Source organism: Bacteroides sp. K03 (genome assembly GCF_019734355.1).
Lineage (GTDB): Bacteria > Bacteroidota > Bacteroidia > Bacteroidales > Bacteroidaceae > Bacteroides > Bacteroides nordii.
Genome location: NZ_JAASHC010000019.1, coordinates 1 through 24,611 on the forward strand (window position 1 = coordinate 1; position 24,611 = coordinate 24,611).

Annotated in this window: 23 protein-coding genes and 1 tRNA gene; 9 read left to right on the forward strand and 15 right to left on the reverse strand. The window is 38.3% G+C overall.

The genetic code is table 11. The features are described from left to right. Positions 1 to 536: 536 nt before the first annotated feature. From HCG69_RS13570 to HCG69_RS13605, 8 genes are all read right to left on the reverse strand, one after another. Positions 537 to 1,376 (reverse strand): PepSY-like domain-containing protein, encoded by an 840-nt coding sequence (locus HCG69_RS13570; protein ID WP_221650470.1) that lies wholly within the window; start codon positions 1,374 to 1,376, stop codon positions 537 to 539. 15 nt (positions 1,377 to 1,391) lie between these two features. Next, a complete protein-coding gene (locus tag HCG69_RS13575) occupies positions 1,392 to 1,829 on the reverse strand; it encodes a PepSY-like domain-containing protein (RefSeq protein ID WP_221650471.1) in 438 nt (145 codons plus the stop codon). A 421-nt stretch (positions 1,830 to 2,250) separates the two neighbouring features. Next, positions 2,251 to 3,018: a DUF5131 family protein gene (locus HCG69_RS13580; RefSeq protein ID WP_221650472.1), complete on the reverse strand. Its 768-nt coding sequence runs from the start codon at positions 3,016 to 3,018 to the stop codon at positions 2,251 to 2,253. Positions 3,019 to 3,024: 6 nt separating this feature from the next. Then, positions 3,025 to 4,305 carry a HAMP domain-containing sensor histidine kinase gene (locus HCG69_RS13585; RefSeq protein ID WP_221650473.1) on the reverse strand — a complete coding sequence of 427 codons (1,281 nt, stop codon included), beginning with the start codon at positions 4,303 to 4,305 and terminating at the stop codon, positions 3,025 to 3,027. 2 nt (positions 4,306 to 4,307) lie between these two features. Continuing rightward, a complete protein-coding gene (locus HCG69_RS13590; protein ID WP_221650474.1) occupies positions 4,308 to 4,985 on the reverse strand; it encodes a response regulator transcription factor in 678 nt (225 codons plus the stop codon). Between the two features lie 247 nt (positions 4,986 to 5,232). Then, positions 5,233 to 6,714 (reverse strand): proline--tRNA ligase, encoded by a 1,482-nt coding sequence (proS, locus tag HCG69_RS13595; protein ID WP_221650475.1) that lies wholly within the window; start codon positions 6,712 to 6,714, stop codon positions 5,233 to 5,235. A 125-nt stretch (positions 6,715 to 6,839) separates the two neighbouring features. Then, entirely contained in the window at positions 6,840 to 7,571 is a 732-nt protein-coding gene (locus HCG69_RS13600; protein ID WP_221650524.1) for a TIGR02757 family protein, read from the reverse strand. A gap of 57 nt (positions 7,572 to 7,628) precedes the next feature. Further along, positions 7,629 to 7,704, reverse strand: a tRNA-Gly gene (locus HCG69_RS13605). A 290-nt stretch (positions 7,705 to 7,994) separates the two neighbouring features. On the opposite strand from HCG69_RS13605, the gene HCG69_RS13610 reads away from it, so the two are divergent. From HCG69_RS13610 to HCG69_RS13635, 6 genes are all read left to right on the forward strand, one after another. Continuing rightward, the gene (locus tag HCG69_RS13610) at positions 7,995 to 9,281 is read left to right on the forward strand and encodes a zinc-dependent metalloproteinase lipoprotein (RefSeq protein ID WP_195349968.1); all 1,287 of its coding nucleotides are present in this window, start codon (positions 7,995 to 7,997) and stop codon (positions 9,279 to 9,281) included. A 160-nt stretch (positions 9,282 to 9,441) separates the two neighbouring features. Continuing rightward, positions 9,442 to 10,899, forward strand: coding sequence for a TolC family protein (locus HCG69_RS13615; RefSeq protein WP_221650476.1), 1,458 nt, complete (start codon positions 9,442 to 9,444; stop codon positions 10,897 to 10,899). Positions 10,900 to 10,948: 49 nt separating this feature from the next. Beyond that, positions 10,949 to 12,004: an HlyD family secretion protein gene (locus tag HCG69_RS13620; RefSeq protein WP_221650477.1), complete on the forward strand. Its 1,056-nt coding sequence runs from the start codon at positions 10,949 to 10,951 to the stop codon at positions 12,002 to 12,004. A 47-nt stretch (positions 12,005 to 12,051) separates the two neighbouring features. After that, positions 12,052 to 13,248, forward strand: a complete 1,197-nt coding sequence (locus HCG69_RS13625) for an ABC transporter permease (RefSeq protein ID WP_221650478.1) — start codon at positions 12,052 to 12,054, stop codon at positions 13,246 to 13,248. Then, positions 13,232 to 14,419, forward strand: coding sequence for an ABC transporter permease (locus HCG69_RS13630; RefSeq protein WP_221650479.1), 1,188 nt, complete (start codon positions 13,232 to 13,234; stop codon positions 14,417 to 14,419). The genes HCG69_RS13625 and HCG69_RS13630 overlap by 17 nt, the downstream gene beginning before the upstream one ends. 43 nt (positions 14,420 to 14,462) lie before the next feature. Continuing rightward, positions 14,463 to 15,281: an SDR family oxidoreductase gene (locus HCG69_RS13635; RefSeq protein WP_221650480.1), complete on the forward strand. Its 819-nt coding sequence runs from the start codon at positions 14,463 to 14,465 to the stop codon at positions 15,279 to 15,281. Between the two features lie 293 nt (positions 15,282 to 15,574). On the opposite strand, the gene HCG69_RS13640 is transcribed toward HCG69_RS13635, so the two are convergent. Further along, positions 15,575 to 16,303, reverse strand: a complete 729-nt coding sequence (locus tag HCG69_RS13640) for a DUF6064 family protein (protein ID WP_221650481.1) — start codon at positions 16,301 to 16,303, stop codon at positions 15,575 to 15,577. Between the two features lie 210 nt (positions 16,304 to 16,513). On the opposite strand from HCG69_RS13640, the gene HCG69_RS13645 reads away from it, so the two are divergent. Continuing rightward, on the forward strand, positions 16,514 to 16,702 hold the full coding sequence (locus HCG69_RS13645) for a hypothetical protein (protein ID WP_221650482.1): 189 nt from the start codon (positions 16,514 to 16,516) through the stop codon (positions 16,700 to 16,702). A gap of 128 nt (positions 16,703 to 16,830) precedes the next feature. On the opposite strand, the gene HCG69_RS13650 is transcribed toward HCG69_RS13645, so the two are convergent. The 3 genes from HCG69_RS13650 to HCG69_RS13660 all read right to left on the reverse strand — a co-directional run bounded on the left by HCG69_RS13650 (position 16,831) and on the right by HCG69_RS13660 (position 19,408). Continuing rightward, positions 16,831 to 17,214: a DUF2809 domain-containing protein gene (locus HCG69_RS13650; protein ID WP_221650483.1), complete on the reverse strand. Its 384-nt coding sequence runs from the start codon at positions 17,212 to 17,214 to the stop codon at positions 16,831 to 16,833. Between the two features lie 104 nt (positions 17,215 to 17,318). Then, on the reverse strand, positions 17,319 to 18,446 hold the full coding sequence (locus tag HCG69_RS13655) for a response regulator (RefSeq protein WP_221650484.1): 1,128 nt from the start codon (positions 18,444 to 18,446) through the stop codon (positions 17,319 to 17,321). A 26-nt stretch (positions 18,447 to 18,472) separates the two neighbouring features. Next, complete coding sequence (locus HCG69_RS13660; protein WP_002560127.1) at positions 18,473 to 19,408, reverse strand: UDP-glucuronic acid decarboxylase family protein; 936 nt, start codon at positions 19,406 to 19,408, stop codon at positions 18,473 to 18,475. Positions 19,409 to 19,616: 208 nt separating this feature from the next. Between HCG69_RS13660 and HCG69_RS13665 the strand changes: the two genes are divergently transcribed. Further along, positions 19,617 to 20,576: a hypothetical protein gene (locus HCG69_RS13665; RefSeq protein ID WP_007485732.1), complete on the forward strand. Its 960-nt coding sequence runs from the start codon at positions 19,617 to 19,619 to the stop codon at positions 20,574 to 20,576. Between the two features lie 239 nt (positions 20,577 to 20,815). Beyond that, positions 20,816 to 21,775, forward strand: a complete 960-nt coding sequence (locus tag HCG69_RS13670; protein ID WP_221650485.1) for a hypothetical protein — start codon at positions 20,816 to 20,818, stop codon at positions 21,773 to 21,775. Positions 21,776 to 22,369: 594 nt separating this feature from the next. On the opposite strand, the gene HCG69_RS13675 is transcribed toward HCG69_RS13670, so the two are convergent. From HCG69_RS13675 to HCG69_RS13685, 3 genes are read right to left on the reverse strand one after another with little or no spacing between them, the layout of a single operon-like run. Next, the gene (locus HCG69_RS13675; protein WP_002560123.1) at positions 22,370 to 22,915 is read right to left on the reverse strand and encodes a ParB/RepB/Spo0J family partition protein; all 546 of its coding nucleotides are present in this window, start codon (positions 22,913 to 22,915) and stop codon (positions 22,370 to 22,372) included. Further along, a complete protein-coding gene (locus tag HCG69_RS13680; protein ID WP_221650486.1) occupies positions 22,912 to 24,216 on the reverse strand; it encodes a DUF3440 domain-containing protein in 1,305 nt (434 codons plus the stop codon). The genes HCG69_RS13675 and HCG69_RS13680 overlap by 4 nt, the downstream gene beginning before the upstream one ends. Then, on the reverse strand, positions 24,213 to 24,608 hold the full coding sequence (locus tag HCG69_RS13685) for a hypothetical protein (RefSeq protein WP_221650487.1): 396 nt from the start codon (positions 24,606 to 24,608) through the stop codon (positions 24,213 to 24,215). The genes HCG69_RS13680 and HCG69_RS13685 overlap by 4 nt, the downstream gene beginning before the upstream one ends. Between the last annotated feature and the right edge of the window lie 3 nt (positions 24,609 to 24,611).

Genomic DNA, 24,611 nt, shown 5'->3' on the forward strand with positions numbered 1-24,611 from the left:
GACATATCTTTCGTAGTTAACATTTATTAAAGCAATATTCTGCGGAAACATTTGGTTTTAATAGAGTATACGAGAAACGTATCGAAACTCTACGGAGATCGGGTCAAAACTCTACGAGAAACGAAGTATTCCTCGTAGAGCAACAAATGGAATATTTATAATACTTGACAAGAGGTATATAGAAAAGAAAAATTGAGCCCTTCTTTTTGTACTAAAAAATAAATATTTTTAGTACTATGCAAACCGTCTCTATTTCATTCCACTTCCTCATTAACTATCTTAACAGTTTGTCTTACCCTACTTTTTTAGTCCGGCAAAAGTACGTACTTCTCAGGTATAAAAGTACGTACTCATATACAAGAAAAGTACGTTTTTAAGATACACTTAAATACGTACTTTTACAACATAAAGAATGCATTATTAATTACGTTGTCATTCAGCAACTTACGTCTTATTTACTATTTCATACATCGATGATCTTCAACAGACGCTTTCTGTTATAATTGCTGTTATGATAACTTTAAGTCCAATAGAGATCAGATAAATTTCCCTGTCGTATCTATTTTCACTTTTACCTCTTTCGCTCCTTGCTCCAGCTCAATCTGATAATAATCTCCTTGTGGTGCTTCATAATATTCGGCATCATCCACAGTATACGTACTGTATTCAGAGTTTGCCAATGCTTGTGTCACAACAGCAGGGAGTTCATTCCGACGAATGTCCCATGAAGTAGAAATCCAATTGTTCGTTTTATCAAACCAAACCTCTTTACAACGTCCCTCGTGAACGATTTCCACTTCTGTCACACCCTGTTCTACTTCTATCTCCATCAACTGGGCATCGGGATATTTATCGTTAATGAAAGAAAGAATTGCTTCCGGAACCTGTGCCGGCAAATGGCTTTCATAATCGTCATCATGATCCGTATCTGCAACTGCTTTTATCAAAAGCCCTTCAGCAGAATAGTACAAATCCATTTCCTGTGGTTTCTTCTCAACCTCAATGACATATACTGTTTCCATATCCCGACGTTCCAATTTATCAACATCGTCAACAGTCCAAGTGCTATAATCTCCCTGTTCAAACGCCGCTTTCACAGCTTCGGGCAAGCCTACATACAAAACATCCGTTTCTGTCATGCACCACACACCTGCCGGAGTGAACCAGGCAGAAGCTTCACTGGCATTATCATAAAAATCGGCAACATAATAACCAGCTTTTGTTTCCCATTCTACGCGAGTAGCAGCAGGATATTTCTCCAGGAATGCTTTCTGAAGTTCGGGAGATACTCTCATGTTATCATCATCATTATCACAACTTTGCAAACTTATAATACAGGCAACCGCCATTAGTATAGAATAAAATCTCGTCTTCATTATTCTCTATCTTTTTTAATTATCAATATCAATCAGGTTAAATTGCAGGTCAAACTTCAGTTCCCACTTATTAGAGAGCTTCACTTCATACTCTTTTTTGTCACGTTCTATCTTCAACACTTTAGCGTCGGGATAGTTCTCTGAGATATACTTACGAATAACCACAGGAATAACACTCACAGGGACAGCACTGTACTTGCAATTCACCTCTTTCCAATTTCCTTGTTTGTCAAACTCTACTTTATTGCCATCGGTAAAAATGACATCATAACTCTTATCGAACCAATCGGTTTCCATTTTAGCTATAGCAACCTTGCTGTCGCTAAAGTGCGATTTTACAAACTGTTGAGCCGGTTGTGGTAACTGGTCTACCTTAATAGGCTTATCATCATTTGCCCTTACAACAGATTGAATAGTAAACAGGCACACAAATAAAAGAAGTAACTTTTTCATAATCATTTTTTTTATACTGTTTTTTTCTTTGAATATTTAATTATGATACAAAGATGAGAAGAGAAACTGAAAAGATTTTGAAATCTGAGAAGAAATGAAATAAAAAGCGATCTTATATATTATATTTGTAAAGTCTAACAAAAAACATTTCTACATGAGAGAAAAATTAGTCTTGTCTCTTCTTGTATTTATAGTGACCACAAATCTGGCCAAGAAGAATACACGATACTGATTATAAAGTAGGCAACAAATAGTTTACTGATAAAAGTACTTCCGAGTATTTCTGGAAAAATTATCAAGGTGCACAAACTACCAACAAATGGCAAAATGCTGTTATGTAAGATTGTGGCAAACGTTGGGAGGGGCTAAAGAAAGAATAAAAAAAGCCGGAAACATCTATCATTTTTAAAAGAGGTCTTTTTTATAAAATTCCTCTTTTTTCCGGTTTACCATCCCTGCCTATTCTGTAATTTATACCTGCTTTCCATGCCTGTGCAATCTGATAATATCGTTTAATGCGATACAACTTTCCGTCTTTAAGCAGTTTGGCTCCGGTCTGATGGAAACAGAAAGGAATGTCTTTTTCTATACACTGTTTACGAATATCGAGTATCCATTCATAATCACAAATTCTGGCATCATTCCCCGATTCACCACTTGCTGCTACTTCTTCAATTGTATCGTCCAAGTAAGGTGAGAGAGCCAAACTTTCCAGTAGCGGAGCTGCTATAATTATTTTATGTCGTATCGGCAACTCTTTAAAAATAGGCAAGCGATAATCTGCCATCTCCTGGTTTTCAACGGTACACCCGATAATCACATTCTTATATCCGTTTCCCCAGTCATCGGGCAACCCAACCTTAAACCGATCAATACGTTTAGTAAAAATAAAAAAGTCCAAATCTTCCCTTTCACGTATCATAGCCCATGCTTCTGCCCGCCATTCGTCTGCACCATCCACAAAGAAGTCAGAAGTAAAACAAGTATAAACCAATTTTCCCGACTCTATCTTATAACTTTTATCGCGCTTTAGCTTCACAGGCAGACTAAAATTCGCAGTTTTGCGAACCTCACGACTGCTGGTATCTGCACCATACATTTCATCCTGTCGATAAACATAGCAATATTTACAACCGGCACTGATTTTAGTACAACCATGCCACGGATTCCAGCTTGCTGACATTATCATATTTACCTAAATTTTCTCTTCTGAAATTTCAAAACAATGTTCGCCATTCTCAAAATAATACCTCAGTCCGATATTCTGCAACCGGCAAATAGAATCAACGATTGCCAGTCCAAGTCCTGTAGAACCTTCTTTTTTGGCACCCTGATAAAAACGCTCAAAAATACGTTTCTCGTCCAAAGGCTGTCCTACCCCACTATTACGAAACGTAAAGCTGTGTGGCCTTATTTCTATTCGGATATGTCCACCATCTATGTTGTGAACGAATGCATTCTTCAAAAGATTAGTTATCAGGATAGTGGCAAGAGACTCATTCATTTGTACGCGAAAAATACCATCTTCAACTATTTCTGTCTGAATATCCCGATAAGCATATACTTCTTTATAATCATCCATGTACTGCTTTAAAAGTTCATTAAGTTCCAGTTCTACGGTTTCTGTAAATTGCCCGTTATCTATTTTAGAGAGTAATAACAACGATTTATTCAGTTTTGTAATATGCTCCAAAGTCTGGTGAGTCTTCATCAACTCCTCCAGCTGGGTTTCAGAAAGAGATTCATCTTCCATCATCATCTCCAGACGATTTCGGCAAATGGCAAGCGGAGTCTGTATTTCATGAGAAGCATTGCCTATAAATTGTTTTTGTTGTTCAAACAGTTGTTCACTACGTTCTGCATTCCGAAGGGCTGCTTCATTTAGCTTACGAAATTCAGTTATCTGTGTGTCATTCTTCAGAAGTTTATTCTTATTTCCTATCCGATAATCATCCAACCAATGCAACAAGACATATAAAGGTTTCATATTTTGTTGAAATACCCACACATTCACTGCTATTATAACAAGCAACAAAGCGATATAAAGAAATATCATCCAATCACGTATCGCAGCAGTCAAATCCTCTTTCTCTATACTGGGAATAGATACTGTTAATTCATAAAAACGATTTTCATTATCTTTAAATATCGTAGTCAGAATACGTGCCGGTTCGGTTTCACCCTTTTCCACAATATAAACCATCGAATCTTTATAAGTAATGCCTTCACGGCTGTCCGCATATTCCTCAGTAACTTCTTTAAGATAATATTGATTGTTTGAACCGGTATTTTGTGAAGGCAATTCCTCTCCGGCAAGAGCACGAACAATGATTATTTCCGAATAATCTTCCAGAGAATCGTCCACCTCATCGTTTACCTCATCCATCATAGCCATATAAAAAAACACTGCCCAAACACCTAGAACAAGTGTCAAGAGCAAGGATATGCGGATAACGATGCGATAAATCAGTTTCATAATTATTCAACAGTCATTTTATAGCCAAATCCATAAACCGCTTTTATTTCAGCAGTGGCTCCGGCATCTTTCAGTTTCTTACGAAGATTCTTTATTTGTGCATAGATAAAGTCAAAATTATCTACCTGGTCGATATGATCTCCCCAAACAGACTCGGCAAGTGTATTCTTATTAACCAGTCTGCCGGGACGATTAATAAAATACAATAAAATATCATATTCCTTCCGGTTCAGCTCAACTTCTTTTTCATCAATAAGCACCTGGTATTTATCCGGAAGAATACGAATATTACCCAAACGAATATCAACCTCTCCATCATGATGTTGACGGCGAATAACGCTTTTAATACGAGCATTCAGTTCTGCCAGATGAAAGGGTTTAGGTAAATAATCGTCCGCCCCCAATTCCAATCCCAATACTTTATCTTCCAAAGAATCTTTCGCAGAGATAATAATTACATTCTCACGTTTGTGCATTGCTTTCAGCTTTTCAAGCAGATTAAGTCCGTTACCATCCGGAAGCATGATATCCAGTAAAACGCAATCGTAATCATAATCTTCTATTTTACACAAAGCCGAATTAAAATCGGCAGCCACCTCCACCACATAACGCTCTTTTTCCAAAGAACGTTGAATGAGTTCACGTAATGAAGGTTCATCTTCAACTATCAATATCTTCATAAGATTACTTTTTTATTAGATATATGTACAAAGAAAGAGGAAGTTTCTGAAATAAAGCTGAAATCACGACGTTTTTTTTATTTTAAGCTCATAATACAGGTACTGTATCCCAACTGAGTGATAGTATTGAAATACCGATTCATAGTAAGAGCTAAATCTGAGATACTCCGCTTATTCACTAAAAAAACAAATGCCGGTTGGATCAATGATCTGCAACCGGCACTCGCGTCAGAAATAAAGTATCTTCTTAATAAGAACGTGCAAAAATCACACGGCATGCAGAAGGCTTACCGGTAACCATACACTTACCCGGAGTTTTATCGCCATCGAATGGAATACAGCGAATAGTCGCTTTCGTCTCTTCTTTAATTTTCTCTTCGGTTTCAGTAGTTCCATCCCAGTGAGCAAGAATGAAACCACCCTTTTCTATTTCTGTTTTAAATTCATCATAAGTATCTACGGTTCTTGTCATAGACTCACGATGTTTCAAAGCTTTCTGATAAATATTTGCCTGAATTTCTTCAAGGAGATTTTTAACATACGCTTCGATACCTTCACAAGAAATTGTTTCTTTTTCCAAAGTATCACGGCGCATTACCTCCATTGTATTGTTCTCCAAATCACGGCCACCCATAACAAGACGCACAGGCACACCTTTCAGTTCATAATCTGCAAACTTAAAGCCAGGACGCTTATTATCGGCATTATCATACTTCACAGAAATACCCAGTGACTTCAAATTGGCAACAATACCCGCCACCTTAGCATCAATCTGCTTCAATTGTTCGTCGTTTTTATAGATAGGTACTATAACGACCTGTATAGGAGCCAAATGCGGAGGCAATACCAACCCGTTATCATCAGAGTGAGTCATGATAAGTGCTCCCATCAGACGAGTAGAAACACCCCATGAAGTAGCCCACACATACTCCATCTTATTCTCTTTATTCACAAACTGTACGTCAAATGCTTTGGCAAAGTTCTGTCCCAGGAAGTGAGAAGTACCACTTTGCAAAGCTTTTCCATCTTGCATCATTGCCTCGATAGTATACGTATCAAGTGCACCGGCAAAGCGCTCGTTAGCCGACTTCACTCCTTTTACCACCGGAACAGCCATATACTTCTCTGCAAAATCAGAGTATACATTCAGCATTCTGACTGCTTCTTCTTCCGCTTCTTCACGGGTAGCATGTGCTGTATGACCTTCCTGCCACAAGAACTCGGCTGTACGCAGAAAAAGGCGTGTACGCATTTCCCAACGGAATACATTTGCCCATTGATTGCACAGAATAGGCAGATCACGATAAGATTGTATCCAGTTTTTATATGTATTCCAGATAATTGTTTCTGAAGTAGGACGAATAATCAGTTCTTCCTCAAGTTTTGCAGCCGGATCTACCACGACTCCCGAACCGTCTTCTGCATTTTTAAGACGATAGTGAGTCACTACTGCACACTCTTTAGCAAAGCCTTCCACATGTTCGGCTTCACGGCTAAGGAAAGATTTCGGGATTAGTAACGGAAAATAAGCATTCACATGACCTGTTTCTTTAAACATATCATCCAACTGACGTTGCATTTTCTCCCAAATAGCGTATCCGTAAGGCTTTATCACCATACATCCACGCACAGCCGACTGCTCTGCCAGATCGGCTTTTACCACCAAATCATTGTACCATTGCGAGTAATTCTCGCTACGTTTGGTAAGGTCTTTCAGTTCTTTTGCCATTATATTTTTATTTAAAGTTTTCTTAACTCATTAAAAACAGGATGCAAAAATACGAAATTAGACTGAACTCTACCTATTCTTCTGCATTATTTTTGTCAATGAAAGCCGCTATAACGAGGCTTCTGTCACTTTACAGGCTCATTCACTCCAAAACCGAACAAAGCAAAATCTCCTTTTACCGGATCATCGGGCCAGATACGTGCCAATGCTTTAGTAATATCACTTGCTGTTTTGATACATTTACGGCTTTTTGTCAAGCCCAAATCGATAGAGATACGATGAGCGTGAGTATCAAGTGGAATAATCAATTCACGGGGATGAAATTTCTGCCAGATACCAAAATCAACACAGGAGTCCCGACGAATCATCCAACGCAGAAACATACACATTTTCTTTGATTCGGAAGTACTACGTATTTCGGGCATACCGTTGATATGCCCAAAAACTGATTGTAATCTTTGTAATGGTGAGAATCCTTCAAAGGACTTATAAAGATAGTCTTCCAATGTCGGGGTTTGAGAATACACTGCATGCAAGGTACTACACAACAGATAAAAATCATCATAAGAATAATATCGGTAAAAACTTCTCTTTTGCCCTGCATACATTTTCCATTCTTCACTCATTATATAAGAATGAGGAGCACGACTGAATAGTTCACAATCCACCCGGTCTGCACTTTTGATAATGGCTTTACGGTTTCCGGTAGCTATCCAGGAAGTTACGAGACCTGAAATTTCAATATCTACCTGAGAGGTATAACGATGAGGTATTTGTATCGGATCTTCTGTGATAAAGGCCGGAGTTTCATATCGTTCCGCCAATAACATAAGATATTCTTTCAGTTCTTTATTCATGATTATTACAGATATAGCAAGAGCCATAAATCAGGTTGATTTATGGCTCTTTTCATTTGGAGCGGCAAGCGAGACTCGAACTCGTGACCCTTAGCTTGGGAAGCTAATGCTCTACCAACTGAGCTACTGCCGCATTACATTTCTATTCTTCGAAAACGTTGGCAAAGGTAAACATTGTTTTGTAAAAAAGCAATGTGTAGGCGGAAAAAAATAAGAAATAATAAATTTATGTGGTTATATAATCTCTACACTGAGTTTATTAATAAAAACGAAACAGGTATAAATGAAGAGTAATATTTTTAATATAACAAGCTTTAGGATACAAATAAAATAAAAAAGATTAACTTTGTAACATACTAAGAAAGAATAAAGATGAAAAACATATATCCTAATTAAATTATTACATATCAAAAAATGTTTATTATGAAAATGAGATATCTATATCCTCTGCTGGCATTGCTACTTCTCTGTTTTGGCTGCGAAGATTCAAACAAAGACTCATTATTACTTGAAGTTTCCCAATCATCATTCAATGCTATCAGTAGCGATGGAGAAACTGTAGAAGTAGAAATAACCTGTAATGGTTCGTGGACTGCCTCCAGCAATTCGAAAAAATGGTGCAGCGTAACTCCGCAAACAGGACTCGAAAACCAAAAGTTAACGATATACATTGAAGGAAATTTAGAAAAAACAGCAAGGACGGCAGTCGTTACAGTCACTTCACAAGGGATTAATAAAGAAATTAAATTAAAACAAGAACCTGCCAGTACTCCTTTTGACCCGGAAAAATACCATTATAAACTTCCTGTCATCTTCCATGTACTATACAATGACAGAAATAACAATACGCAATATGTTAAAGAAGGAAGATTGCCGGAAATATTGAAGAGAGTGAATGAACTCTACAAACATGCAGGAACCAATAGTGTAGATATGAATCTGGAATTTGTACTTGCCACTGAAGATCCCAAAGGGAATACCCTGTCTGAACCGGGTGTAGAACGTATTAAATGGAAATCAGCATCTATTGATATGGAAGAATTTATGTTTACCAATGACCATACTTACAATTACCTGATCTGGGAACCAAACGACTACATTAATATAATGGTGTATACTTTTACGGACGAAAATACATTAGGCGTATCTCATTTCCCATATACCCCTCAGGGATATCCTCTGGAAGGTACAGAAACTGTCCCCTACTATATTACCGGAGATAATCTCCAATATGCTTATTGTATATCCATAAACAGTACTTATATTTATGAAGAAAGTATCAATGGACGTTTGAATCAGAATGATGCCGCCATTACTCTCGCTCACGAAATTGGACACTATTTAGGTTTATATCATACATTCTCCGAGGCTACTTTAAACGGTGTTAAAATTTGCGAAGATACCGATTATTGTGAAGACACTCCCACCTACGACAGGGGTGAATATATGGATTGGCTGGAAAGCCTGTCCGGTAATGTTTCTTTTGCAGACTTAGCCCATCGTTACGACTGCCAGAGTGGTCCGTTTACAGCACGGAATATTATGGATTATAGCTTCTGCTATCTGGACGAGTTTACACGAGATCAAAAGAAAAGGGTACGCCACATCCTGACTTACAGTTCGCTGATACCAGGACCGAAGAAAGGACAGGCAAATACCCGTTCTACCTATGACGGACCGTTGGATTTGCCTATCCGGGTGATGAAATAGGTTCTTTCTTACACATAACTTTTTAATTCCGCGAATTACGCAGTTTAGTAAAACCTTAAACTGCGTAATTCGCGGTTTTATTTTTCTGCTTTAAAATACAGTCTGCGAACAATCTTCTTTTTCATCTGTTAACTTCTCACGAAATAAACGAATAACGAATATGAACCTAAACCATCGAATGATTCTCATTATGCTATCGGTAGGATTATTTATACCTACCGTTATAGCACAAGAAGATAGCTCCGGAAAGCAACACCTTAGTTTTGAGGAAGCTCTTGAGTTACTGCACAATGGTAACCAGAGTTTAAAAATAGCAGATAAAGGAGTGGAAATAGCCAAAAGTGAAAAAGGAAAGTTGAACGCATTCTGGTACCCAAGCGTGCAATCAACCGGAGCATTTGTACATATGTCAGAGAAAATAGAGGTAAAACAGCCTCTGTCACAATTTACCGATCCGGCAAAAGACTTTGTACATAGTATTATTCCGGATGACAAAATTATAAGTGGCATACTCGATCAGATAGGAGCCAATACGCTGATATTCCCTTTGGCACCACGCAACCTCACAACAGTAGATGTTACTGCCGAATGGGTACTCTTCTCTGGCGGTAAACGATTCCATGCCAGCAAGATAGGAAATACCATGGTAGATCTTGCCCGTGAAAGCCGGGCGCAAGTGGATGCCACACAACGTACACTATTAGCCGAAAGTTATTATGGATTAAGACTGGCACAACAAGTAGTGGCAGTGCGCGAAGAAACCTATCGTGGATTGGAAAAGCATTATGAGAATGCCCTCAAACTGGAAGCTACCGGGATGATAGACAAAGCGGCACGTCTCTTTGCACAAGTTAATATGGACGAAGCGAAACGCGAACTGGAAGCAGCACGTAAAGAAGAAGCTGTTGTACAGAATGCACTGAAAACATTGCTCAATATAGAGGGAGAAAATGGAGAGATTACTCCTTCCTCACCTCTGTTTATAAATGATTCACTTCCACCCAAGATGGAATTTATTCTTTCGGTAAATACCAGTAACTATCTTGTCAATCAGTTAAACCTACAGGAACACATGGCCAGGCAACAGGTAAAGATTGATCAAAGCGGATATATGCCCAATATTGCACTCTTTGGCAAACAGACATTATATTCACACGGTATCCAAAGCAATCTGTTACCTCGTACAATGATCGGGGTAGGCTTTACCTGGAACCTCTTTGACGGATTGGAACGTGAGAAGCGGATCCGCCAATCTAAACTCACCAGACAGACATTAGCACTGGGGCAGGCAAAAGCAAAAGACGATCTCGCCGTAGGAGTAGATAAGCTATATAGTCAGATGCAAAAGGCACAGGATAACGTGCGCGCTTTGAACACCACCATTGAGTTGAGTGAAGAGTTGGTGCGAATGCGGAAAAAAGCTTTCACGGAAGGAATGGCCACTTCAACCGAGGTGATTGATGCAGAAACAATGCTGGCTAAAGTAAAAGTAGCCCGACTGGCTGCCTATTACGAATATGATGTAGCACTAATGAATCTACTGGCCCTATGTGGTACACCGGAACAATTCAAACAATATGCCGCCACTTCGCCTGGTAACTTGCTTAAAGAGGAATAAAAAAACGAAAGAATCTCAATTAACAGAAACGATAATCAACCCCATAATTATGAATACAGAAGATAATATAAAAAAAGAGGTAACGCCCTCTTCAAAGGAAGTACAAGAGAAAACTTCTAACAGAAAAAGTCTGAGCATCGCCTTTATTGTTGTCCTGATAGTTGTTCTCTTATTTACATCTATCGGTATGATATTAATGAGAAAACAACCACTCGTGCTACAAGGCCAGGCAGAAGCTACAGAAATACGTATCAGTGGAAAACTGCCCGGACGTATTGACACTTTCTTAGTACGCGAGGGAGACTGGGTGAAACAAGGCGATACACTTGTAGTAATCAACAGTCCGACCATAGAAGCCAAATATCGCCAACTGGATGCATTGGAACAAGTAGCTGTACAGCAAAACAAAAAGATTGATGCAGGTACACGCCGACAGATTGTGGCTACTGCACAGCAACTTTGGAATAAAACAAAGAGCGATCTGTCATTGGCAAAGACTACCTATGACCGGATACTTACTTTATATAAAGACAGCGTGATAACTTCACAACGTAAAGATGAGGTAGAAGCAATGTACAAAGCAGCAGTTGCTGCAGAACGTGCTGCCTATGAACAATATCAAATGGCGGTAGATGGTGCACAGAGTGAAGATAAAGCTTCGGCAAGAAGTCTGGTAGATGCGGCACGCAGCACAGTGGATGAAGTAACTTCTCTACTCGTAGATGCACGCCTTACAGCTCCCGAAGACGGACAGATAGCCACTATCTTCCCCAAACGCGGAGAACTCGTAGCACCGGGAACACCTATCATGAATCTGGTAGTGATGAGTGATGTACATGTGGTGTTGAATGTACGTGAAGATTTAATGCCAAACTTCCGTATGGGAGGTAAATTTGTAGCAGATGTTCCGGCAATAGCTAAAAAAGATGTAGAATTTGAGATATATTATATCAGTCCGTTGGGTAGCTTCGCTACATGGAAATCGACCAAACAAACGGGTAGCTACGATTTACAAACTTTTGAAATACATGCAAGACCCACACAATCTGTAGATGGATTAAGGCCGGGAATGTCGGTGCTTGTTCAATTGACAGTGAACAATTGACAATGGACAGTGGGGAATTGCATCGGTATATTATTAAATTATTAATTATGACTAATAACTCTCAATATTCAACCTCTAACTATCAACTAATCTCCGTCCTACGTCGTGAGTGGACACGGATGACTTCACGCCGCCTTTATTTTGGCGTCTGTATCGTCTTGCCATTGTTCACCCTCTTCTTTATGGCTACTATCTTCGGCAACGGACAAATGGAGAATATACCTATCGGTATTGTCGATCAGGATAACACAGCAACTTCACGGACAATAACAAGAAATATATCGGCAGTACCCACTTTCAAGGTAACCCGCCACTTTACCAATGAAGCTGCCGCCCGTGAAGCGGTACAACGTAAAGAGATATATGGCTATCTCTCCATCCCTCACAATTTTGAGCAGGATGCCACAACAGGCAATGAAGCTACTCTCGCCTATTATTATCATTATGCACTGCTCTCAGTGGGCGGCGAGCTAATGGCGGCATTCGAAACATCGCTTGCACCAGTAGCATTATCTCCCATAGCGATGCAGGCTGTAGCACTTGGAGTAAATGAACAACAAATAGAAACATTCCTCCTACCTGTACAGGCAAATAATCATCCTATATACAATCCGTCCCTGGATTACTCGGTCTACCTGAGCCAGCCCTTCTTTTTTGTATTGTTTCAGGTACTCATATTACTCATCACCGTGTACAGCGTGGGCAGTGAAATCAAGTTTCGTACCGGAGACAACTGGCTTGCCGTAGCAAAGGGAAACATGGTGACCGCCATCATGGGTAAACTCCTACCCTACACTCTCATTTTCAGCCTTATCGGTATACTGGGCAACTATGCTATGTTTGGTGTGCTGCATATTCCCTTTCATGGCAGCTGGCTGCTGATGAATACAATGACCGTGCTTTTTGTGGTCGCAACCCAATCACTGGCACTGTTCATCTTCTCTCTGTTTCCGGCAGTAGCACTCATTATCAGTATTGTGTCTATGGTAGGATCACTGGGAGCAACACTGTCCGGAGTTACTTTCCCAGTGGCCAATATGTATCCTTTGGTAAGAGACGCTTCATCCCTCTTTCCGGTACGCCATTTTACAGAAATTGTACAAACTATGCTCTATTCCAGTGGTGGATTCGTCTACCTATGGCCTTCGGCCGTTTTTCTTTGCATCTTCCCGCTATTAGCGTTAATGATGCTCCCCCACCTGAAACGAGCTATAATCAGTCATAAATATGAAAACATCCAATAAACTCTCACAACTGGCATTTATTATCGCACGCGAATTTCGTGCTATCAGTACCAGTTACGCTGTGTTGCTGGTGCTAATGGGAGGTATCTTTGTTTATGGATTACTCTACAACTATATGTATGCCCCGAACATCGTCACCAAAGCTCCTGTTGCTGTGGTAGATAATTCACACAGCAGTTTGAGCCGACAATATATACGCTGGCTCAATGCCACACCACAAATAGAAATCTATGCACAGGCAATGGATTATCATGAGGCACAGGAATGGATGAAAGAAGGGAAAGTACAAGGTATTCTATACTTGCCACATAACTTCGAAGATCGGGTATTTCAAGGAGAGGAGGCCGTATTCTCACTCTATGCCACTACAGACGCCTTCCTTTATTATGAAGCCCTACAAGAAGCATCATCACGGGTGATGCTTGCCATTAATGATGCCTATCGTCCAGATGGTACTGTATTTCTACCTCCGCAAGGCCTGATAGCTGTAGCTATGGCAAAGCCTGTCAATATCTCAGGTACAGCACTATACAATTATACCGAAGGATACGGTTCTTATCTTATTCCGGCGGTAATGATGGTCATCATCTTTCAGACATTACTAATGGTTATTGGTATGGTGACGGGAGATGAATATCAAACAGGCGGCATACGTGCCTACCTCCCATTCGGGACGGGATGGAAAACTGCAGCACGTATCGTTACAGGAAAAACATTTGTTTATTGCATGCTGTATGCTCTGTTCGCTTTCTTTCTGCTGGGATTGTTGCCCCACTTCTTTAGTATTCCCAATATAGGCAGTGGCAAGGATATTATAATCATGCTCATCCCCTACCTGTTGGCAACCAGTTTCTTCGGGTTGGCAGCTTCACGCTGGTTTACCGACTCAGAAGCTCCTCTGCTGATGATTGCTTTCTTCTCCGTGGGATTGATTTTCCTCTCCGGAGTATCCTATCCCATGGAATTAATGCCGTGGTATTGGAAAATGGCACATTATATTATACCGGCAGCACCGGGCACACTTGCTTTTGTAAAACTAAACTCTATGGGAGGAAACATGGCAGATATACGCCCGGAATATATCACGCTGTGGGTACAGACTGTGGTATACTTCGGGCTGGCTGTATGGGTATATAAAGAGAAATTAATCTCCATGAATACATCTCCGTGAGAGAATATATTTATCTTTGTTGTTCCAAAATCAAAAATGATTCATGAAACAACCACAAGTTATACTCATTACCGGTGCCTCTTCAGGATTCGGAAAAATAACAGCACAAACTCTCGCTGCACAAGGACACATCGTATATGGCACAAGCCGAAAGCAAACCGAAAACAAAAAAAGTGTGACGATGCTTGTTGCAGATGTTACTGATAGTAACTCCATACACCATGTAGTGGAACGTATTATAAAAGAACACGGACGTATTGACGTACTGATAAACAATGCCGGTGTGGGCATTGGTGGTGCACTAGAACTAGCAACGGATGAAGAAATCGCCCTACAAATGGATACAAACTTTCTGGGTATGGTTCGTGTATGTCGTTCCGTACTACCTATTATGCGTAGGCAACGCAAAGGAAAGATTATCAATATCAGTTCTATTGCAGGACTAATAGCAGTACCCTATCAGGGTTTTTATTCTGCTTCAAAATTCGCGATAGAAGGATACAGTGAAGCTCTTTCGCTGGAAATACATCCGTTTGGTATCAAAGTATGTGTGGTGGAACCAGGAGATTTTAATACTGGATTTACAGCCAATCGGAATATCTCTGCCACTACCCTGAACAATCCCGATTACGGGCAATATTTCGCAGATACACTAAAGATCATAGAAAAAGCAGAAACAGGAGGATGCTCACCTTCAAAGTTGGCAACCACCATATTAAAGTTAGTAGAAAAAGAGAATCCTCCTTTCCGGACACTTACCGGGCCATTATCGCAAGTAGGGTTTGCCAAAGTTAAGGGCTGGCTTCCGGGAAAGATTATCCGGTATGCACTGCGCACGTTTTATAGAATAAAGAAATATTAATGGAAATTTTTCTGTAAAACAAATTTCATTTACTTAACTTTCACAAAGAAATAGATTATCTTTGTGAAAATAATTATAAAGGAGATCCGGTTAGAATGCTTGTAAAGGCATATAAATAGGGCATCTAACGGAGTTTTCTCAATACCCATAAAATTACATAGTATGTTACGATTCGTTTACTGGTATGTTGCGATGCAAATAACACTATGTTGCAATGCAACAGATATTTTCTTCCGGAAAAGTCGCTTTTAGGTTAATAATCAATAAATCTGTTCTTGACAAAAATGACCTCATCATTCGGCCGGAGTCAGTTGCAGGAACATGGTAACTGTAAGAATAATCCCCAAGGCAATACAAACAGAGACAAGTAATAAGTTAATAAGTTTAGCTTTGGGCTTTGTATCAGTATGCAGTCTGTTCAAAAAATATTCTCTGAAGAAAAGATAAAGAGCCGGCACAGAGGCACTGGCAAGCAAAAAATCCTCAGGAATATGAAAAAAATAGGTTTTGGATAATCCGATGAGCGACCAATGGCAAAGAAAGAGCACAAGAAACATATTCACTTTACGTGCAAACAACAATAATAATCCAATGGTAAATACCACTACCGAACAAGGCATCACCGGAGAAGTAATACCCGGAAATGTCAGTCCGCGTGCCAAAGAAAGTAAAGGATAAATAAAAGGCATAGCCAACAGGATATATGCCAGACCATCATATTTGCGGCTACGCTCCAACGTAGTATATCCGGTCAACGTATCCCATATCCATATTAAGACCATCACTCCCCAAAAAAGAGCCATCACAACATTATAGTTACGTTCGGCACAATAAATATAATAATATACCACCGCAATCCATATATAAAGAAATATAAGATAAAACTTCATCGATAACTTCACCCATGACTCTGGTCTCCTCAGCAATAGCCCTGTAAGAATGATACCAATAATAACAATTATCAACTGAAAAAGCCAGGTAGCCGAGTTGTACCCCGCAATAGTGTTCCAAAATATATCCATAACGTTTATTTTCTTCGCGCGATTGTATCCTATCCGAAATCGGTCGCAAAAGTATAAAAATGCTTCCTATTTCTCTCCTCAAATCTGATTTTTTATCAATATAACTCTATTTATGCACAGAATACTCTCATTACTTATTTTGATTTTATGAATAAAAAGGCGTATGTTTGCATTTCCGGCACTATTTCCGGCACTTAAATATCATGAGGTATGAAATATGTTGTGATCATTTATTATATACTTGTCAAAGAGGGCAAAGAGATTGAATCTCTCAATATTAAGGAGAATATTGAAGCTGATTCGCCAGAAGAAGCAATAGGTATAGCCTATAATACCTTCAAATCCGAATATCCGGATGATAATTGTTATATTGCGGCAATAATTCCCAATGCCATATAATGATTGGAGTCAGTATAAATTAAATGGGACACTGATTTACAAATAAAGCCTTTAAATACATGTCATTTATGTTCCGATTATTTATCCATAATCCAAAAGCAAAAACTCCTTTATAGATATCCGGTTAATTATTTCCTCTTATAAGTAAGAAAGAAGTCTGTTAATGCTGCCAGTCCAACGCCTATTGTATAGCACAGCATATCAGACCATAGGAATCCATGTCCTAAAATCAATGCCCCCAAAGTTGTTCCCCGAATCGCATTTATCCAATCGGACTGATATAGTTGACTCACTTCAATGCAATAAGAAAACAGCAGAGCAATCGTCACTCTTCGTAATAAACGGGTAAGGGGAAAAAGAAAGCTTATTCCCCAATATACCATAGCAGCCCAAAGGGTATCTCCGGCATAAGTGGCTACAAAAGAAGGTAGATAATCACCGTAAGTCCGTGAGCCAAGCCCAAGAATGACTATAAGTACCCATAAAGCGAGATAGCAGAAACGTAACTTCATAATAGACACATCCAATAAAAAAGAATCCCGAAGCCCTCTTTCTATATAAAGCAGGCTTCGGGCATTTATAATATTATAACTTAATAGTGTAAGTTTTCTCTTGTTTATTTCTTCAATGGGATAGAAAAACTGAATGTAGATCCTTCTCCCTTAGTAGATGTGAACCATAACTTACCACCGTTCTTGATAACAAAGTCCTGGCAAAGCAACAAACCGAGCCCGGAACCTTCTTCATTATTCGTTCCGAAAGTACTGAAATGAGTATCTGTATGCAACAATTTCTTCTGATTCTCTTCGTCGATACCACAACCACTGTCTTTTACACTCACGACAGCCATACCCTCTTGTTCCTGCACTGTTACCAATATCTCAGTTGCTTCATTACTAAACTTGATAGCATTACTAAGCAAATTACGGATAACTGTTTTTATCATATCAATGTCAGCATGTACGTCCAACTTGCTTGGTGTTTCCAAACGAATACTGATCTTTTTCAATTCAGCTACCATCGAGAAAATCTCTATCACTCCTTCAGTAACTTCTACCATATCAATATCCTGATATACTACCTTCAACTTACCGATCTGGCTCTTAGTCCATTTCAATAGATTATCAAGCAAAGAGAACACATCCTCTGTAGTTTGATTGGCCATCGTAAGTAACTCATACATTTCTGGTCCTATGGTGTCACTTGGCAAATTCAATATAAGCATATTTAATACCATTTTAATGGATCCCATTGGAGAACGAAGATCATGAGCTATTACAGAATAAAGCTTATCACGTCCGATAATCGTCTTTCTCAGTTCCTCTGTCTGCGCCACGATAATACGCTTCGCAGCAATCAGTGAGATTTGATGAGTGACGCGGATTATCAACTCTTCTTTATTAAAAGGTTTTGAAATAAAGTCATTACCTCCTACTTGAAAACCTTTCACAATATCCGCCGTACTATTCAGAGCCGTCAAAAAGATGATCGGAATTTCTGCCGTTTCCGGATTGGCCTTCAGTTGCTGAGAAACTTCAAAGCCACTCATATCAGGCATCATCACATCCAACAGAACAAGATCAGGTTTCTCTTTTGTAACCTGATCCAACGCTTGACGACCGTTACTGGCTGTCGCAATCTGAAACTTCTCATTGGTAAGAAGTACCTTCAGCAACAATACATTCGACATTACGTCATCTACAATTAGTATTTTGTATTCTGAAGGATTTATTTCCATGTTCATCTTTTATATAGCTTTATCTGGTTGTTTTATACTTTATAATCTTTAAAATAATTAATCATACGTCCGAGACCTTCCTCCAGTTCTACCGTTGGTTTCCAATTCAGTTTCTCCTTTGCCAATGTAATATCCGGCTGACGCTGTTTAGGGTCATCATGCGGCAAAGGCTTAAATATAATCTTTGATTTCGAACCAGTCAGTTCAATTACTTTTTTTGCCAATTCAAGGATAGAAAACTCATTAGGGTTACCAATATTCACAGGTCCTGTAAAATCATCAGGAGTATTCATCATCCGGATCATTCCTTCGATCAAATCATCTACATACTGAAAACTGCGTGTTTGTTCTCCCGAACCATAGATAGTAATATCCTGATTTTGCAATGCCTGAACTATAAAATTAGAAACAACTCGTCCGTCGTTGGGAAGCATACGAGGACCGTATGTATTGAAAATGCGGATAATCTTTACACGAACATCATTTTGACGATAATAATCCATAAAAAGAGTTTCGGCACATCTTTTACTCTCGTCATAACATGAACGATAGCCAATAGGGTTTACATTCCCCCAATAGCTTTCAGGTTGTGGATGTACCATCGGGTCACCATACACCTCACTGGTAGAAGCCTGCAATATCTTAGCATTTACACGCATAGCCAATCCCAGCATATTAATAGCCCCCATTACAGACGTCTTTATCGTCTGAATGGCATCATGTTGATAATGTATAGGGGAAGCAGGGCAAGCTAAATTATAAATTTCATCAACCTCTGCACTATATGGAAATGCCACATCATGACGTACAAACTCAAAATGATAATTGTCCATCAAATGCACGATATTACTCTTTGAACCTGTAAACAAGTTATCTAAACAAATAACATCATTACCTTCATTCACCAATCTGGTACAGAGATGTGAACCTATAAATCCGGCCCCACCGCTAACTAATATTCTTTTCATGTATTATAAGTTCCATTTATGCACGGACAAATGTAGACGATTCACCCTAATTATGCAAATATTATGAACTTTTTTATTTCATATAAAATTTCATTCACCCCCACACAAGCCAAAAAATGAACCACAAAATGAAAATAGTTGCGATATGCGAAACATCTCTCTACTCTTATTTGTTCTAAATCTAGAAAACAAGAAAAGGACAATGATTATGATAACAAATAAATTAAATGAAGGGCTCATTGAAGCCATAAAAGAAAAAATACCGGCAAACAGTAATATAGCAAACGTATTAATGGACAATTTGTTTATCGGTAGAGAAGCCGTATACAGACGACTACGTGGAGAAGTTCCTTTCACTCTGACAGAAGCTGCTATTATTTCCAGAAAACTGGGAGTATCACTCGACAAGATGATAGGAGTAAGTTTTAAGGAAAACGCCGTTTTTGACATGAATGTGGTTCACCACAGTAATCCCTTTGAAACATATTACGATATTATAAATAAGTATACCGAGCTATTAAAAAGTATAGAAGATGATCCCATTTCTGAATTGGCTACATCTTCCAACACTATCCCGCAGACATTATATCTTAAACACGATATATTGTCTAAGTTCAGACTGTTTAAATGGATGTATCAGAATGAAAATATCGGTTGCAAGCATTTTGACGATTTGGAGATACCAGCCAAACTACAAGATATTCAAAAAGACTTTGTAAATGCTGCAGAACAGATTCATAGTACAAGTTTTATATGGGATAGCAATATTTTTTCCCACATAGTGAATGATCTGGAATATTTTTCGAGCATTCAGCTCATCTCCGACAAGGCCAGACAAGAGATCAAGGAAGAGTTGTTACTTTTATTGGACGAATTAGAGAACTTGGCAAGAAAAGGAAAATTCGAATCTGACAATGAGGTTAATATATATATTTCTAATATTAACTTTGAAGCAACCTATAGTTACGTAGAAAGTAGCAATGTACATCTGAGTATGATACGTGTTTATGCTATAAACTCCATCACGACACAAGATATTGAAATGTGTAAGAGTTTAAAAGAATGGATTCAGTCATTAAAAAAGTTTTCTACACTAATCTCCGTTAGTGGAGAAATGCAACGTATACAATTCTTCCAAAAGCAAAGAGAGATAATTGATACATTATAAAAAGATATATCAATGATATTCAGAATCAAAAGCAAATACATTTTCTCATAACGAAAATACGTTTGCTTTATTTTTGTATAATTTCATTTTTCATAATCTACATTACACAAAACAATAAAATAAGAAATAACGCAACTCACTATTACGTTTTATTCCATACTAATTATCAGACAGGAAGCTTTATATTTGCATAAAATCATTTTTCGACAAGAAAATCACTAAAAGCAATATAAGCAAGTATGAAGAATAGTATAGTAAACGAACTCATCAACGAAATGAAAGAGCGTATCGCTCCAAAAGAAACACTTGCCAATTTTCTAACTAATACACTATGTATGGGAAAAGAGGCCGTTTATCGCAGACTACGCGGAGAGGTAGCTTTCACTTTTGATGAAGTCGCTGTTATATCTCACAAACTCGGAATATCCATCGATCAGATAATTGGCAATCACCTGTCAAACCGGGCTACATTCGATCTGAATCTGCAACATTCACCCGATCCGATAGAAAGTTATTATGAAATACTGGAACGTTATCTGAGAATCTTTAATTATATCAGAAATGATGATAGTACAACCATATATACCGCAGCCAATATAATTCCTTTCACACTCTATTCAGCTTATGAGAGTCTGTCTAAATTTCGCTTGTGTCGCTGGGTATATCAAAACGGGAAAATAAAAACTCCTCACTCATTAGCCGAGATGCAAGTTCCTGAGAAAGTCATCTCTGCACACAAAAAATTAAGTGAAACAGTAAAACATTGTAAGAAAACCTGTTTTATATGGGATAGTAATATCATCTACTCATTCATAAAAGAAATTAAGTATTTTGCAGGATTAAATCTGATTTCAGAAGAAGATGTAAAACAGTTAAAGAATGAACTTCTCCTATTATTACATGAATTGGAACAGTTATCTATAAAAGGAGAATTTAATAATGGAAACAAAGTGGCCATCTATCTATCAAATATCAACTTTGAAGCAACCTATACTTATATTGAGAAGAGTGATTTTCAGATCAGTCTGTTCAGAGTATACTCTATAAACTCAATGGATTCACAAAATCAACAGATATGTACTTTACAAAAGAATTGGATACAATCCTTGAAAAGACATTCAACCCTAATTTCCGAAAGTGGAGAAGTACAACGCATTAATTTTATGGAACGACAAAAAGAGATAATAGAACAACTATAATTCTCCATAATTCTCTATTCAGTGATGTAGAAAGGGAGGTGCAGTGATTGCAACTCCCTTTCTCTTTATTAACCTCTTCCAAAGATATAAAATAATAAACCAATAAAAGAATTCAAACTAAAAGCCACAGATTATATAAATTTTTCTATCAAAATCTATATAACCCATGGATCTTAACATCTATAAAAAACATTAGATGCATTCTGCATCCTTTTTGACGAGTTCACAATTTAACTAAACAGACTTACAGAACAATTTTTCTCGTCAACTCATATATAATTATTAACTGGTTGTCCCGGAGTAATTATTACATTACAAAGATGAGACATTCTATTGAATTAAATAAAGCTTTTATCCTCTTTCAGCGATGAAAAAAGAACACTGATGTGCTAATTATGAGCATTCCAGAGAGAATACTTGTCTAAAATAAAAAAGAGAAGAAATAAAATACACAAAATTTCATTTTACGGGACACACATCATTAAAGATTTACACATAAAGCAAAAAATAATAGATACCTTATTTCGCTAAAACAAGCAGCTCCTTGTATTTCGGAAATACAAGGAGCTGCTTATAAATATAAAAAATAATATTTTAAACCACAGTACTCTCTTTTGAATTGAGGGGAGACTCTCTTTCCGGAATACTAAATTCATTGTTTGCAAACAAATCAGCCAATCCGGAAATCTGTTTCAAACGCAGCAATTCATCCCTATCCATTCCAATATTCTTCATAATCCATTGATCAGACATACCAGCTTTATCCAACTCAGCAACAATGTGACACATCAATTCAATATTATGGGCACCTCGGGCACGGTTATGACGAATCGTAGAACTCATTCGATTGGATAAATCTTTGTCGATAACTACAATCGGCAACAAACCGTTTTCACGTTGGTAAATACGTTTGGATGTTTTCAGAACAGAGTATCTATGAAAACCATCTACCAGAATATACATATCTTTTTCTTTATCATAATAGCACACACAGGGCATAGTGAACCCATCTTCCCAAATAGATAATTCTAATAACTTCATTTCCGGCGGAGCAACTATATTGGGATTATAATCATTAGCAACCACTTTGTCTACAGGCACAGCTCTCACATCATACACAGGACTCTTTTTACAACTCATTGCAGAATATTTTTATATTGTTCCATTATTTGACTTCTCTTACTAATCTCCTCTTTTGTTGGCGAAAATCCCATATACTTACAGGCATGGTCATTTTTCAGAATACAGATACACATACGTTTATAAGTAGGAATTTCTCTGAATTCTGCAATATTGATATCATCCTGATATTCCATCCGAACAGGTTTCTTCACTGTTTTATAATTACTATTATCCATCACAATAATAGGAACTTTCGCAGCAATCAGTTTTTGTATGGTTTCATCATTTAAGCATCCTCCTTTGGTACGCCAGAAATTGACACTGACTGATAGCTTCCTCAGGTATCCCTTACGCGCACGTTCCGGTAATGTAGACAAAAGAAAATACATAAATTCTCTCCAGGTATAACCTTCCGGAAGTTTTATAGATTGCCATCCCATAGCATGAGTGCCTCCATACATCCCTGTGAAGTTAACCCCATTCACACGTCCTACCATTTTTCCCCAGGTATTAGGATCAATAACCCGATAGAGAGACAAGCTCTCTATAGCCTCGCCGATAAAAGGACTGGCTACCCGCTGACGCTCTATATTCACTCCGGCACGATAATACAAATCATACAAGATGTTGTAATCCCAATGGAATTTTCCATTGGCGGTCCATACATCTGTTGTCTTCCAATCGAAAATAGGATATGCATTATAAACATCATTTGCCACTTTAGAAGTCCAACGATACGTATGGTACATCTGATATTTACGATTCAGATAAATGCACCTCCACCGATTGAAACTTTCCTGGGTACGTATACCAATAAGGCAACAAGTGCGCACTGCATCTTTTTTATCATGTATCCATTTGGCAAAACGCATCTGAAATTCATAGTCCCACATCTGAGCATTATAAAAAGGAAAATCCTTCTCCGTCATTGCATCTTTCGGCATAGGGCGTACCCACAGTTTCTTCTTCCCTTTTTCCCATGGACGCCAAAAAGACTGATACATCGATGTACAGGTTGCCACACGGAAAGGAACGCACACGCGATATACATCAATAATATCTTTATTAGCCTCAATCATGCGGTCCACATAGTCAATAGTCATCTTATACTGTATTTCATAATCCATATGAAATACTCCGATACGTACATTCAAATTGTTACGACGTATGTAATCAATACATAGACTCAAAAGTACACCACTATCTTTTCCTCCCGAAAAGGAGATATACACATTATCAAACTCTTTAAAAATCATGCGCAAACGTTCCTGCGCCAATTCATATACATTCTTCTTTACCTCTACTTCTTTTTTCTTCATTCATCCCTCCGCATTTTTACATATAGTTTCCAGGCTTTCTCTACTATGAATCCGTGTTTTTCAAAAATAGCCTGATGCTTTACCTGAACTACAGCAACCAACGTTTTGTCTGTATCAAAAGCTGCTATAGCATCCACCAGCAGAAGAGCAAGAGCCTCTTCCTGGTCTTTTCCTATATAATAATTATTAATAATAGCTTCTTTCCCTCTTCGTTCTACCGGAAGAAATCCGACCACATGTCTCCCACTTGCGGCAATAAACCAGGTAAACTTATCAGTAGTTTTAAAAGGGTAATTGTTATTCATTTTCAGTACTTCAGGATCCATAACTAATGGAGCCACAATTTTATAAAGTTGTTTGTCTGTTCCGTGCAGCTGTATCGTTTGTATCATAAT